The sequence below is a fragment of the Paenalcaligenes sp. Me52 genome (assembly GCF_050487965.1).
In the GTDB taxonomy this organism is placed as follows: Bacteria; Pseudomonadota; Gammaproteobacteria; order Burkholderiales; family Burkholderiaceae_B; genus Paenalcaligenes.
Window position 1 is genome coordinate 22,294 of sequence record NZ_JBKQFO010000002.1, and the last position, 13,154, is coordinate 35,447.

Genomic DNA, 13,154 nt, shown 5'->3' on the forward strand with positions numbered 1-13,154 from the left:
TGGTTAACATTCCTTTTATCCATGTCAAATTTATGAATGTCAGAGCCCTGCAATATTTCATTGAAACCGTGCGCCAGCGTAGCTTTACCGTTGCAGCGCAGCATATGGGAGTCACTCAATCCACGGTGAGCAAAATGGTGCGGCAGCTGGAAGATGACTTTGGCGATACCCTCATCATCAGGGAAGCCAAACAGTTCTTACTAAGCGATAGCGGACAGATTGTGTGGGAGCGTGGTCAAGAAGTATTAGCCGCCATACAGAGACTGGAGACCGATGTCAGACAGACTCAAGCCTTGCAACAAGGTAGATTAGCGCTGGGGATCCCCCCCATGATTAACCTGTTGTTTACCGATGTGCTGACCACCTTTACCAAGCGTTATCCAGACATACAGTTGAACATCAAAGAATTACCCGGCCCCGCTATAGAACAACAAGTAGCTTCGCAAGACCTAGAACTGGGCTTCAGTATTTTGCCGGTAGCATCGGATTTAGCATTACAGAGTCAGGCCGTGGTATCGCACCAAGTATGGGTATTAGGGAATACCTCGTTTTTCTCATCCAAGAGCAAAACCCTGCAGATTCAAGATTTAGAAAACATTCCCCAAATCTGGATGGGCAATGAATTCGGTCTAACGCGTCTATTACGACAAGCTTTTGCCAAGGAAGGGCTACGCCCTCATATCGTGGCACAAAGTAGCCAATGGGACTGGGTGGCCTCGCTTGCGAACTCTGGACTTGGTGTGGCCATACTGCCTGAACCCTTTTTAGCCCGTTTTCCACACACCCACCTTAAAGCCCTCCCCTTAGCGCCTGAACAATTGCGTTGGGAAGTGGCATCGGTATGGAATGGGCACTATTTATCGTTAGCCGCGCGCGCCTGGCTGCAATGCTGCGAAGAAATACTGGGTGGACAATGGGTGCCCGATAATCTGCAAGACAGCGAATAAAAAATGCCCGTCTGATACGAACCAGACGGGCATGTACTACATAGCAGTCGTTGCTATTTATTCTACTGAGCTACGGATCAAGTGATCAAAGGCTGACAACGCAGCTGTTGCGCCTTGGCCCGCAGCAATAATGATTTGCTTGTACGGAACCGTCGTGGCATCACCGGCAGCAAACACACCTTGCACAGAAGTTTGACCACGACTATCAACTTCGATCTCACCATGCTTGGACAGATCTACAGCACCTTTCAACCACTCGGTGTTAGGCACCAAACCAATCTGTACAAACACACCATCCAATGTCACTTTATGGCTTTCACCTGTAGCGCGGTTGGTGTACTGCAAGCCCGTTACTTTAGCGCCATCGCCATGCACTTCTGTAGTTTGTGCTTGGGTCAAGATAGTAACGTTAGGCAGGCTACGCAATTTACGTTGCAATACCTCGTCTGCACGCAGGCTGTCACCAAACTCTAGCAACGTGACGTGTTTGACCAGACCAGCTAAGTCAATAGCTGCTTCTACACCCGAGTTACCACCACCAATGACGGCTACATCTTTGCCTTTAAACAATGGGCCGTCGCAGTGCGGGCAGTAAGCCACGCCTTTGTTACGGTATTCTTCTTCACCAGGCACACCCAGCTGACGCCATCTAGCACCTGTGGACAAGATTACGGTTTTGGCTTTCAACACACCACCGTTTTCCAGTTTTACCTGAATTTCTTTGCCAGGAATCAGTTCTTGGGCACGTTGCATGTTCATGATATCTACCCCGTAGACTTTCACATGCTCTTCCATGGCAGCGGCCAATTTAGGCCCTTCTGTTTCCAGCACAGAAATGTAGTTCTCAATGGACATCGTATCCATGACCTGACCGCCAAAGCGCTCGGCCACTACACCTGTACGAATACCTTTACGTGCAGCGTATACCGCAGCGGCTGCACCTGCTGGGCCACCACCTACCACCAACACATCGAAGGTTTCACGTTTATTAATAGCTTCAGCTTGAGCTTCGCTATCGTTACCACCCATTTTGGCCAACAGCTCTTCAGCGCTAGCACGACCGTGGTGGAATACCTCACCGTTCAAGAAAACGGTAGGTACGGACATAATCTGACGTTTCTCAACTTCTGCCTGATTAATCGCACCATCAATGGCTACAGGACGGATGCGCGGGTTAATTACCGCCATTGCATTCAACGCCTGCACTACATCGGGGCAGTTCTGGCAGCTCAGTGAGTAGTAAACCTCAAAATTGAAGTCACCTTCTAAATTACGAATTCGTTCCGCAACGTCATCCTCCAAACGCACCGTATGGCCGCCCACTTGCAAGAGTGCCAACACCAAGGAGGCAAACTCGTGACCCAGAGGGATACCGGCGAAGGCCACACTAATATCGGAGCCTACACGGTTAATTTTGAACGATGGTTTACGTTCAGCACTGTCAGCATCTTCACGGTACGTGATTTTGTCGGACAGGCCAGCAATTTGTTCCAGCAGTTGACGCAGTTCCAGAGATTTGGCCCCGTCGTCCAGTGACGCAACCAGCTCAATTGGTTGCGTGATTTTTTCTAAGTACGCGTTAAGTTGAGTGACTAAGTTGGCATCCAGCATGAAGGGTTCCTCTGAAATAATTTGTTACATGATTAACCGGACTGGTGTCCGAATATCCGGCCCACACCGGGGCCGGATAACTGGTTTACTGAGCAGCAATCTACCCAGTAAACCTAGGCATCAATCCTTAGATTTTGCCAACCAGATCCAGGGAAGGAGTCAGTGTTTTAGCACCTTCTTCCCATTTAGCTGGGCATACTTCGCCTGGGTTTTTGGCGATGTACTGAGCTGCTTTAACTTTACGCAGCAATTCTTTAGCATCACGGCCGATACCGTTGTCGTGTACTTCCATGGCTTTGATAACGCCATCTGGGTTCACAACGAATGTACCGCGCAGTGCCATGCCTTCTTCTTCGATCAGCACTTGGAAGTTACGAGCCAATTGCTGTGTAGGATCAGCCAGCATTGGGTACTGAACTTTACCGATAGCTTCGGAAGTGTCGTGCCATGCTTTGTGTGTGAAATGAGTGTCTGTGGAAACGGAGAACACTTCCACGCCCATTTTCTTGAACTCATCGTAGTGGTTAGCCAGATCTTCCAACTCTGTTGGGCACACGAAAGTGAAGTCAGCTGGGTAGAAAACGAACACAGCCCATTTACCGGCGATGCTTTCGTTTGTGTACTCTTTGAACTCACCGTTCACATAAGCCTGAGACTTGAAAGGAAGAATCTGTGTGTTGATTAAAGACATGCTAGGTATCTCCATTCAGTGATTAGCAATTAGTTAGTGATTCCATTATAGGAAGCACTGTTTGATTTGTGAAATTGATTAATACAATAATGTTGATTGATTTTTACTATCACCATACCGAAGTAATAATAATCTCACTAGTTCCATGGTAACAGGCCTGCCCAACTTACGCAAAGCGCTGACACCCCCATCAGTTTGCTGCCCCATATAGACAACCGCCATAAGAAACCTACTTTTAGTTCGTTCCTTTCATTGCCGCACACACTGACAATGGCCTATAGACATACCCATTGCCAGGCCCTCCAAACCTGACGCCATCTTCCGTTTCAAACTGACTATAGCGCCATGACCTCTTCTGCCGTACAACAAATATCAACAGTCACCCAAAATCTCTGGGTGCAACTACTGGATCAGCTACAACTGATTTCACAGCAGTATCCTGATGCGGTTTTTGCCAACTCGTTGGCTGCCGAAGACATGGTGATAGAACACGCCATACGTCAGCAAAACCTTGCTATTACCAGTTTTATGCTGGATACCGGTCGTTTACCTAAAGAGACCTTGGCACTAGCAAAACGGGTAGAGCAACAGTACCAAAGCGCTATTACAGTTTTGCATCCAGACACAGAAGCGGTAGTCGCCCACGTTGCTGAGCATGGTGCTTACGCGTTTTACGACAGCCTATCGTTACGCCAAGCCTGTTGCCAGCTGCGCAAAGTACAGCCACTACAACGTTATCTGCAGGGCAAATCAGCATGGATCACCGGTCAACGCCGTGAGCAATCGCAAACACGTACTCAACTGCAAGCGCATGAACATGATATGCAGTTCGGGCTGGAAAAATTCAACCCCTTGTGCGACTGGCACACCGACAATGTCTGGGAAGTCATCCGCGCCTTAGATATTCCCTATAACCCACTGCACGACCAAGGTTACCCCTCTATAGGTTGTGAGCCTTGCACCCGAGCGATCCGCCCTGGTGAAGACCTGCGTGCAGGCCGCTGGTGGTGGGAACAACGCCATAGTGTGGAGTGCGGTTTGCACGCCGCCCCCTTGTCTCAATCTTCTACTACACAGGAGCTATCATGAGTGTCCTTCCTTCCCCTCGTACCCATTTGGACTGGCTAGAAGCCGAAGCCATTTACGTGCTGCGGGAGGTCGCTGCCGAATGTGAACGCCCTGCATTGTTATTTTCAGGTGGTAAAGACTCTGCCGTTCTGCTGAAGCTGGCTGAAAAAGCCTTCAGACCCGGCAAACTGCCCTTCCCTTTGCTGCATATAGACACGGGGCACAACTACCCTGAAGTGATTGCCTTTAGAGATCAACGTGCTGCAGAGCTTGGCGAAACCCTGATTGTGCGCTCCGTAGAAGACTCTATTGCTCGCGGCACTGTAGTATTGCGCCACGCAAACTCGTCACGTAATGGAGCACAAGCTGTCACATTGCTAGAAGCTATCGCCGAATTTGGTTTTGATGCCTGCATAGGCGGCGCCAGACGTGATGAAGAAAAAGCCAGAGCCAAAGAACGCTTCGTGTCGTTCCGCGATGAGTTTGGCCAATGGGATCCTAAAAACCAGCGCCCCGAACTTTGGCACCTATTCAATACGCATATACACCCCGGTGAAAACCTACGCGCCTTCCCTATTTCCAACTGGACGGAGCTAGACGTATGGCAATACATCTTGCGTGAAGACATTGCCCTACCACCCATTTATTACGCTCACGAACGTGAGGTAGTACGACGTAATGGTTTATTGATTCCCAATACCGAATTAACACCACCACAAGAAGGCGAACTGATTGAACGCGTACAAGTACGTTTTCGCACCGTAGGTGATATTTCGTGCACCTGCCCCGTAGAGTCTGATGCCGCATCGCCGGCCGATATCATCCGCGAAACCGCTCTGGCCACACTAACTGAACGTGGCGCTACGCGAATGGATGACCAAAGCTCCGAAGCCTCTATGGAACACCGCAAACGACAAGGATACTTCTAATGAATACCGTCAATGAATCTTGGGTGAACGCTAACACCACCGACGTACTACGTTTCATCACCGCTGGCTCGGTAGACGATGGAAAATCCACGTTAATTGGCCGTCTACTGTTAGACACCCGAGGCGTATTTGCAGATCAACTGACCGCCATCAACAAATCCAAATATCGCCGCACCACAGCCAGCGAACCTGATCTGGCGTTACTGACAGATGGCCTAGAAGCCGAACGGGAGCAAGGCATCACTATAGATATTGCCTATAGATACTTCGCCACTCCGCAGCGCAAATTTATTGTGGCCGACGCTCCAGGGCACGAACAATACACCCGCAACATGATTACCGGTGCCTCTACCGCACAAGCCGCCATCATTTTGATTGATGCCAGCAAAGCACGTGATGGCCAATTACTGACCCAAACTCGTCGCCACTCTACTATTGCCCAGTTGTTGAATATCCCGCACATCATCGTTGCGGTAAACAAAATGGACTTGGTGGATTGGGACGAAAACGTGTTCAACACCATCAAAGCATCCTACGCCAAGCTTGCTGAGCAAGTAGGCATCAAAAACTTTCACGCTATTCCGGTCTCTGCCTTACAGGGCGACAACATCAGCCAAGCCTCAGCACACACGCCTTGGTTTAACGATTTACCGCTACTGCAACGACTAGAACAACTACCCACCGAAACACCCGCTCCACAAACAGAAGCGCGTTTATTCGTACAGTGGGTGATACGCCATGACGGACACAGTGCACAGGCGTTTCGTGGCTACGCTGGTCAATTGCAGCGCGGCACCTTAAGCATAGGTGATAGCGTACGTGTATGGCCCAGCAAAACCACTGCTACCATCACATCGCTACTACGCTCAGGCCAAGCCGTCAGCAGCGTGCAAGCAGGGGATGCCGTGACACTGACACTAGATAAAGAGTTGGATATTTCGCGTGGTGATTTACTTAGTCTGGCTACTGAAAAACTTCCGCTCTCGCGTACATTAGAAGCAGACCTATGCTGGCTGGACACCACCACCCTGAACCCAGCACGCCACTACTTGCTTAAACAAGGTACACGACTCACACAAGCCAAGCTAACGGCCATTCACCACGTGCGTGATATCGAGACCTTAGAGCCTATTTCAGGTTCGCAAAGCCTGCACATGAATGACCTAGCATCAATTAGCCTGACTGTGCGTGATCCGTTAGTGAACGAGCCCTATCAAACTCAACCCGCTACAGGCGCGTTTATTTTGATTGATCCGGCCACTCACCAAACGGCAGCGGCCGGTATGTTGCGCTAATACTATTGCTCGTTATAGTGGCGCAGGGTTTCGCGGGCGATTACCAATTCTTCATTGGTGGGGATCACCCGTATTTCCACTTTGCTACGAGGGGTAGAAATTAAGGGCTGGTTGGCGGTGTTAGCTTCCGCATCCAGCTCTAACCCCAACCACCCCAAATGTGCCACGATACGAGCACGTATTTCTGGACTGTGCTCACCCACACCCGCGGTAAACACCAACGCATCCACACCTTGTGCGGACACACACAACCCCGCCAAACTTTCTGCTACCCGGTAGGCGTAATAATCTACTGCCAATTTTGCAGATGGCGCATCGCTGGCTAACAGCTCACGCATATCGCCGCTAATGCCAGAGATACCTTTAAGGCCAGATTCGTTATAGAGCAGGTTTTGGATTTGAGCGGCTGTCATGTCTTGCTGCTGCATCCACCACAACACCACACCCGCATCTAAACGCCCAGGACGCGTTGCCATAGGCAAGCCATCTAACGCCGTAAACCCCATCGTACTTTCACGACTTAACCCATCTACCACCATCGTGGCTGATGCACCTGAACCTAAGTGTGCAACCAGCACTCGCCCCTGATGCAACCGTGGAATGTTGGCCGCCAAGTATTCACTAATATATTGGTATGACAACCCGTGAAACCCATAACGACGCACACCTTGCTCGTAATATTTTTCGGGCAAGGCGTAGTGGTTCACCATGGTGCTTTGGCAGCAGTGAAAGGCCGTATCCACACACGCCACTTGCAGCATCTCTGGCCAGCGCTCTTTAATCACCGACACAGGAGCCAAGTTATTGTGCTGGTGCAAAGGCGCCAGTGGTGCCAAGCTATCTAAGTACCACAGCACGTCATTATCAATGACTCGGCTGCCTGTCATTTTGACGCCGCCGTGTACGATACGGTGACCTACCGCCACAGGCGCTTTATCTAATTGTGTGGCTAACCATGTCGCCAACAAATCCTGTGCTTGGCGTAAGTTACTGGCTTCTTCTTCACTAAGCTTTTGGTTGATCAGCTCTTTGCCATCAGAGTCCTTCACCTTCAACACCGCCCGTGACGTACCAATTCCCGATACTTGGCCACCAAACCAAAAACGTAGCCCTTCAACTTGCTCTTGGTCTAAGGCATACACGTGAAACTTCAGACTGGAACTACCCGCGTTCACCACCAATAAAGTATCAATACTCATGTTATGACTCCTGCTGAGCCAACAATGCAGCAGCACGTTGTGCCTGCTGGTAGGCAGCATAAACTGACGCCACCGCGCAAGATGCCAAACGTGTTTCGCCACTATCTGCCCTACTGGTCAAGATAATAGGCACGCGCCCGCCCAACACAATGCCAGCAGCTTTAGCGCCCGACATGAAGCTTAGATTTTTCGCCAGCATGTTACCGGCCTCTAGATCAGGTACAACCAGAATTTGTGCCCTGCCAGCGACTGGAGAATGTATGCCTTTGATTTCAGCCGCTGCCACGCTAATCGCGTTATCCAACGCTAACGGACCATCTACCAATCCGCCCGTAATTTGCCCTCTATCGGCCATTTTGCACAGTGCAGCGGCTTCTAAAGTGCTAGGAATTTTGGCTGTCACCTGTTCTACAGCCGACAGCAACGCCACACGCGGCTGCCCCAGTCCTAAACCGTGGTGCAGATCAATGGCGTTTTGAACAATATCCGCTTTAGTAGTGAGATCAGGATGAATATTGATTGCCGCATCAGTAATGAATAGCAAATCGGAATAGCGCGGCACATCCATTAAGAACACATGACTCAGTCTACGTTCGGTACGTAAACCTTTGCCATCAGTAGCCAATACTGCGTGCATCAACTCATCAGTATGCAAGCTGCCTTTCATGAGCAAATCGGCACGTCCTGCCATGACTTCACGTACGGCTATTTCAGCCGACTCGTGGCTATGTGCTGCATTGACGATGCGCACGTCAGAGATATCTAGCTGATGTGCGCTGGCTACCGCTTGGATGCGTGACTCCGGCCCCACCAACACCAAATCAAAAAAACCTTGCTCGCGCGCTTCCAAAGCGGCGGTCAGAGAAACTTCATCGCAGGGATGCGCCACAGCGCACACACGTTTTTCCTGATTTTTCGCCAACGTTATAAATTGGTCATAGAGACTGGACCCGGACATGCTTTGCACTCTCCCTAAACAGAACAGCAATCACATAAAAACATATCTATCAGTACATCATACTTGGGCTTGGACTGCCTTGTGACAGCGCAAGCACTACCACCTGTTACGCACACTAAAGATGTAACAGCGACTTGAAAGCAATCTTACTACCCCCATGTATAAATAATGGGTGGTTAAAGGTAGAGTGAAAAATCCCTAAGTCGCATGTAGTCATGCGTCGTAGGTGAAACATCCAAGACCGCTAACTCCTAGGAGAAACACTTACACCCCCTAGGTATATAGGCTCTTGAATTACAGATTTTCGCCCTTATAATTATTAGCACTCACTCGGGTAGAGTGCTAACACACCTCCCGAACCATTTTTATCAAATTTATTTGCTTTTTTTGAACAGGAGTTCAACCATGGCATTACGTCCTCTGAACGATCGCGTGATCGTAAAGCGTCTGGACAACGAGCGCACCACTGCCTCCGGTATTGTTATCCCTGAGAGCGCTGCTGAGAAACCTGATCAAGGTGAAGTAGTTGCAGTAGGCCCCGGCAAACGCACAGATGACGGCAAGGTTCAGCCCCTGGACCTGAAAGTCGGCGATAAAATTTTGTTCGGCAAATACGCAGGCCAGGCTGTCAAAGTAGACGGCGAAGAGCTGCTGGTTATCCGCGAAGAAGAAGTTCTCGCGATCATCGAGTAACCCTACGTCTCACGTATCAAATTCTAGGAAGAATATACAATGGCTGCTAAACAAGTATTTTTTGGTGATGACGCCCGTTCACGTATCGTACGCGGCGTAAACACACTGGCTAACGCTGTAAAAACAACGATGGGCCCTAAAGGCCGTAACGTAGTGTTGGATCGCTCTTTCGGCGCTCCTACCGTTACTAAAGACGGTGTTTCCGTTGCTAAAGAAATCGAACTGAAAGACAAATTCGAAAACATCGGCGCTCAGCTGGTAAAAGAAGTTGCTTCCAAAACTTCCGACAACGCAGGTGACGGTACTACTACCGCTACTGTATTGGCTCAAGCCATCGTTGAAGAAGGTCTGAAATACGTTGCCGCTGGCATCAACCCAATGGACCTGAAACGCGGTATCGACAAAGCTGTTGCTGTAACAGTTGAAGAGCTGCGCAAACTGTCCCGCCCATGCGCAACTAGCAAAGAAATCGCTCAAGTTGGTTCTATCTCTGCAAACAGCGATACATCCATCGGTGAAATCATTGCTAACGCAATGGACAAAGTGGGTAAAGAGGGTGTGATTACTGTTGAAGACGGTAAATCCCTGGAAAACGAACTGGACGTAGTAGAAGGTATGCAGTTCGACCGCGGCTACCTGTCTCCTTACTTCATCACCAACCCAGACAAACAAGTTGCAGCAATGGATGAGCCTTTCATCCTGATCTTCGACAAGAAAATCAGCAACATCCGTGACCTGTTGCCAGTACTGGAGCAAGTTGCAAAATCCAGCCGTCCTCTGCTGATTATTGCTGAAGACGTTGAAGGCGAAGCTCTGGCTACTCTGGTTGTGAACAACATCCGCGGTATCCTGAAAACTGTTGCTGTTAAAGCTCCTGGCTTCGGCGACCGTCGTAAAGCTATGCTGGAAGACATCGCTATCCTGACTGGCGGTACCGTGATTTCCGAAGAAACCGGTATGTCTCTGGAAACAACTACTCTTGAGCACCTGGGTCAAGCCAAACGCATCGAAGTAGCTAAAGAAAACACAACGATCATTGATGGCGCAGGCGACAGCCCATCCATCGAAGCACGCGTAAAACAAATCCGCGTTCAGATCGAAGAAGCAACTTCCGACTACGATCGTGAAAAACTGCAAGAGCGCGTAGCCAAACTGGCTGGCGGTGTTGCTGTAATCCGCGTTGGTGCTGCAACTGAAGTTGAAATGAAAGAGAAAAAAGCTCGCGTGGAAGATGCTCTGCACGCCACTCGCGCTGCTGTAGAAGAAGGTATTGTTCCTGGCGGTGGCGTAGCTCTGATTCGTGCACGCGCAGCTGTTGCAGCACTGACAGGCGACAACCTGGATCAAGACGCTGGTATCAAACTGGTACTGCGTGCTATCGAAGCTCCTCTGCGCACTATCGTTGCTAACGCTGGTGACGAGCCAAGCGTAGTAGTAAACGCTGTTGCTGCTGGCGAAGGTAACTACGGTTACAACGCTTCCACAGGCGAGTACACAGACTTGGTAGCTGCTGGTGTTCTGGATCCAACCAAAGTAACACGTACAGCTCTGCAAAACGCTGCTTCCGTAGCCAGCCTGTTGCTGACAACTGAAGTTGCCGTTGCCGAAATCGCTGATGACAAGGCTGAAGGTATGCCTGACATGGGTGGTATGGGCGGTATGGGTGGTATGGGCGGCATGGGCGGCTTCTAAGCACCCATCCTCCTTCGCGCCTTGCTTTAGCAAAGCGCGAACCCCCTCTAAAAACCCTGCAGCATGGCTGCAGGGTTTTTTCGTTGTGCTCGACTTTGTTATTGCCTGCCACGCCCATTATCACCAAACGGTTATCTGCACCCACACGCCCCACCAAGTCACAGACGCTATCCCTCAACTCACCGCACAAACATAGAGAAAGCCGAGTCTATTTTTCTCACAAACAGCCGTGACGATCATGATATGATTTGTATACGTTTCGTATATAGGTAATGTATGGGTATAGTAAATATCGACGATGAACTGCACGATCAACTGCGCAAAGCTAGCGCTGTCACATGCAGGTCCATCAATGCACAAGCGGCTTTCTGGATCAAAATGGGTATGCTGTGTGAACTGAATCCTACCGTACCGTTTAATGAGCTGGTTGCTCGTGAGCTGCAAGCTGCAGGCGTAGACCCTCAATCGGCAAGTAGCACATCCTTATGATTAAAAGCCCCGAAGAGCTCTCCCTGATGGCAGAATCAGGAAAACTGCTGGCTGCTGTTTTTGCACATGTAGATAGCTACAACCTAATAGGCATGTCTACCATGCAGATCAACGATATCGTTGATCATTTTATTGTTCATGAGCTACACGCCCGCCCTGCTAGCAAGGGTCAATACGGCTATGCCTATGCCCTCAATGCCTCACCCAACAATGTAGTGTGTCATGGCATGCCCTCACACACCGATATTCTACAAAACGGCGATATCGTCAATTTCGATATTACGTTAGAAAAAAATGGCTTTATTGCTGACTCCAGCAAAACCTACATGGTGGGCGAGGTATCGCCTGCCGCCAAGAAATTAGTGCAAATCACCTACGAAGCCATGTGGAAAGGTATTCGTGCTGTGCGTCCTGGTGCAAGATTAGGTGATATAGGTCATGCCATTGAACGCCACGCACGCCTGCATGGTTACTCTGTTGTGAGGGACTACTGCGGCCACGGCATTGGTAGAGAAATGCACGAGCAACCTGATGTACTGCATTGGGGCAAACCTAAAACTGGGCAGACCTTAAAAGAAGGTATGGTGTTCACCATTGAACCTATGCTGAATCAAGGTAGCTATTACGTGCATACTGAGCACGATGGCTGGACAGTAGTCACCGACGACGGCAAACTTTCAGCCCAATTTGAGCATACGGTTGCTGTCACGCGCACAGGCGTCAAAGTACTCACGCTGCGTGACGAAGAGAAATAACCACATTCATGATTTTCCATACTCTTAGCTAAGCGTTGGTGTAGGCAGGCAAATCTGCTTGCCTGAACGCGGACGGCGACCGCCCCAATTGTTTTCTAAACATCGCTGAAAATGCCGCAGGGCTTTCATACCCCAAGTCCAACGCAACCTGTGTCACCGACTGCCCTGTGGATAATCTTGTTAAAGCAGCCATCAAACAAGCTTGCTGACGCCACTCACCAAATGACATACCGGTCTGTTGCCTAAAAAAACGCGTAAACGTGCGTAAGCTTTTATGTAAAGACTCTGCCCACGCATCAGGTGTGGATTGGATACTAGGCTGCAACAAGAAGGCTTTACACTGCTCAGCTAGCAACACATCGTGGGGCAGTGGTGCAAACAGTGGCATGGTAGGCGCACGCCCTACCTCGTACAGGAGTAATTGCATCAATGCCCCGTCGCGTCCTGCTTCGTCGTACAGTGCTGGCACATCTAAAGACGCCAAAAGTAAATGGTGCAACAGCGGCGAAATAATTAATGCCTCGCATTGCTCTGTCGCTCTAGGCGCTGCCTGCGGTTCTATGTATAAGCTACGCGTACTAACCCCCTGCATACGCACACGATGGGGCTGCCCCGCTGGAATCCACACACCACTGTACGGCGGAATCACCCACGCGCCTGCAGCGGTATCCACTTCCATCAGCCCACTCATGCCATAGAGCATTTGTGCTCGCCTATGACTGTGCGTATCCAATAGCGTACCCGGCGTGTAATCCGTACCTATTGCCAACACAGGTCGGTCAACAGCATCTACCTCTATGAGTCGTACATTGTGCATAACTTTCTCT

13 protein-coding genes are annotated in these 13,154 nt (G+C 49.9%); 8 read left to right on the top strand and 5 right to left on the bottom strand.

Annotated features, from left to right (window positions below; genetic code table 11):
- The first annotated feature begins 32 nt into the window (after nt 1-32).
- Nucleotides 33-947, top strand: coding sequence for a LysR family transcriptional regulator (locus tag ACLO87_RS11300; RefSeq protein ID WP_135865197.1), 915 nt, complete (start codon nt 33-35; stop codon nt 945-947).
- A 57-nt stretch (nt 948-1,004) separates the two neighbouring features.
- On the opposite strand, the gene ahpF is transcribed toward ACLO87_RS11300, so the two are convergent.
- On the bottom strand, nt 1,005-2,558 hold the full coding sequence (gene ahpF, locus ACLO87_RS11305; protein ID WP_135865195.1) for an alkyl hydroperoxide reductase subunit F: 1,554 nt from the start codon (nt 2,556-2,558) through the stop codon (nt 1,005-1,007).
- 127 nt (nt 2,559-2,685) lie between these two features.
- Entirely contained in the window at nt 2,686-3,249 is a 564-nt protein-coding gene (gene ahpC, locus ACLO87_RS11310) for an alkyl hydroperoxide reductase subunit C (RefSeq protein WP_135865194.1), read from the bottom strand.
- A 345-nt stretch (nt 3,250-3,594) separates the two neighbouring features.
- Here ahpC and ACLO87_RS11315 point away from each other — a divergent pair, with 345 nt between their 5' ends.
- From ACLO87_RS11315 to ACLO87_RS11325, 3 genes are read left to right on the top strand one after another with little or no spacing between them, the layout of a single operon-like run.
- Nucleotides 3,595-4,338 carry a phosphoadenylyl-sulfate reductase gene (locus ACLO87_RS11315; RefSeq protein WP_135865192.1) on the top strand — a complete coding sequence of 248 codons (744 nt, stop codon included), beginning with the start codon at nt 3,595-3,597 and terminating at the stop codon, nt 4,336-4,338.
- Nucleotides 4,335-5,246, top strand: a complete 912-nt coding sequence (cysD, locus tag ACLO87_RS11320) for a sulfate adenylyltransferase subunit CysD (RefSeq protein ID WP_430223757.1) — start codon at nt 4,335-4,337, stop codon at nt 5,244-5,246. The genes ACLO87_RS11315 and cysD overlap by 4 nt, the downstream gene beginning before the upstream one ends.
- Nucleotides 5,246-6,541, top strand: a complete 1,296-nt coding sequence (locus ACLO87_RS11325) for a sulfate adenylyltransferase subunit 1 (protein ID WP_430223758.1) — start codon at nt 5,246-5,248, stop codon at nt 6,539-6,541. The genes cysD and ACLO87_RS11325 overlap by 1 nt, the downstream gene beginning before the upstream one ends.
- A gap of 2 nt (nt 6,542-6,543) precedes the next feature.
- Here the strand turns inward: ACLO87_RS11325 and ACLO87_RS11330 are convergent, their stop codons facing one another.
- Both ACLO87_RS11330 and ACLO87_RS11335 read right to left on the bottom strand, forming a co-directional pair.
- Nucleotides 6,544-7,740: an acetate/propionate family kinase gene (locus ACLO87_RS11330; RefSeq protein ID WP_135865187.1), complete on the bottom strand. Its 1,197-nt coding sequence runs from the start codon at nt 7,738-7,740 to the stop codon at nt 6,544-6,546.
- Nucleotide 7,741: 1 nt separating this feature from the next.
- Nucleotides 7,742-8,698, bottom strand: coding sequence for a phosphate acetyltransferase (locus ACLO87_RS11335; protein ID WP_430223759.1), 957 nt, complete (start codon nt 8,696-8,698; stop codon nt 7,742-7,744).
- Between the two features lie 405 nt (nt 8,699-9,103).
- On the opposite strand from ACLO87_RS11335, the gene ACLO87_RS11340 reads away from it, so the two are divergent.
- The 4 genes from ACLO87_RS11340 (at nt 9,104) to map (ending at nt 12,327) form a co-directional block, all read left to right on the top strand.
- Nucleotides 9,104-9,391, top strand: a complete 288-nt coding sequence (locus ACLO87_RS11340; protein ID WP_135865183.1) for a co-chaperone GroES — start codon at nt 9,104-9,106, stop codon at nt 9,389-9,391.
- Nucleotides 9,392-9,430: 39 nt separating this feature from the next.
- Nucleotides 9,431-11,083 (top strand): chaperonin GroEL, encoded by a 1,653-nt coding sequence (gene groL, locus ACLO87_RS11345; RefSeq protein WP_430223760.1) that lies wholly within the window; start codon nt 9,431-9,433, stop codon nt 11,081-11,083.
- 276 nt (nt 11,084-11,359) lie between these two features.
- Nucleotides 11,360-11,572 (top strand): ParD-like family protein, encoded by a 213-nt coding sequence (locus ACLO87_RS11350; RefSeq protein ID WP_135861827.1) that lies wholly within the window; start codon nt 11,360-11,362, stop codon nt 11,570-11,572.
- On the top strand, nt 11,569-12,327 hold the full coding sequence (map, locus tag ACLO87_RS11355; protein ID WP_135861828.1) for a type I methionyl aminopeptidase: 759 nt from the start codon (nt 11,569-11,571) through the stop codon (nt 12,325-12,327). Before ACLO87_RS11350 ends, map begins: the two co-directional genes overlap by 4 nt.
- 28 nt (nt 12,328-12,355) lie before the next feature.
- Here map and ACLO87_RS11360 read toward each other — a convergent pair whose 3' ends face one another.
- Entirely contained in the window at nt 12,356-13,144 is a 789-nt protein-coding gene (locus ACLO87_RS11360; RefSeq protein WP_135861830.1) for an AraC family transcriptional regulator, read from the bottom strand.
- Between the last annotated feature and the right edge of the window lie 10 nt (nt 13,145-13,154).

What these genes read in the sequence shown, in the direction of transcription:
- ACLO87_RS11300 (WP_135865197.1), top strand. Translation starts at nt 33, where the DNA reads ATGAATGTCAGAGCCCTGCAATATTTCATTGAAACCGTGCGCCAGCGT.
- ahpF (WP_135865195.1), bottom strand. Translation starts at nt 2,558, where the DNA reads ATGCTGGATGCCAACTTAGTCACTCAACTTAACGCGTACTTAGAAAAA.
- ahpC (WP_135865194.1), bottom strand. Translation starts at nt 3,249, where the DNA reads ATGTCTTTAATCAACACACAGATTCTTCCTTTCAAGTCTCAGGCTTAT.
- ACLO87_RS11315 (WP_135865192.1), top strand. Translation starts at nt 3,595, where the DNA reads ATGACCTCTTCTGCCGTACAACAAATATCAACAGTCACCCAAAATCTC.
- cysD (WP_430223757.1), top strand. Translation starts at nt 4,335, where the DNA reads ATGAGTGTCCTTCCTTCCCCTCGTACCCATTTGGACTGGCTAGAAGCC.
- ACLO87_RS11325 (WP_430223758.1), top strand. Translation starts at nt 5,246, where the DNA reads ATGAATACCGTCAATGAATCTTGGGTGAACGCTAACACCACCGACGTA.
- ACLO87_RS11330 (WP_135865187.1), bottom strand. Translation starts at nt 7,740, where the DNA reads ATGAGTATTGATACTTTATTGGTGGTGAACGCGGGTAGTTCCAGTCTG.
- ACLO87_RS11335 (WP_430223759.1), bottom strand. Translation starts at nt 8,698, where the DNA reads ATGTCCGGGTCCAGTCTCTATGACCAATTTATAACGTTGGCGAAAAAT.
- ACLO87_RS11340 (WP_135865183.1), top strand. Translation starts at nt 9,104, where the DNA reads ATGGCATTACGTCCTCTGAACGATCGCGTGATCGTAAAGCGTCTGGAC.
- groL (WP_430223760.1), top strand. Translation starts at nt 9,431, where the DNA reads ATGGCTGCTAAACAAGTATTTTTTGGTGATGACGCCCGTTCACGTATC.
- ACLO87_RS11350 (WP_135861827.1), top strand. Translation starts at nt 11,360, where the DNA reads ATGGGTATAGTAAATATCGACGATGAACTGCACGATCAACTGCGCAAA.
- map (WP_135861828.1), top strand. Translation starts at nt 11,569, where the DNA reads ATGATTAAAAGCCCCGAAGAGCTCTCCCTGATGGCAGAATCAGGAAAA.
- ACLO87_RS11360 (WP_135861830.1), bottom strand. Translation starts at nt 13,144, where the DNA reads ATGCACAATGTACGACTCATAGAGGTAGATGCTGTTGACCGACCTGTG.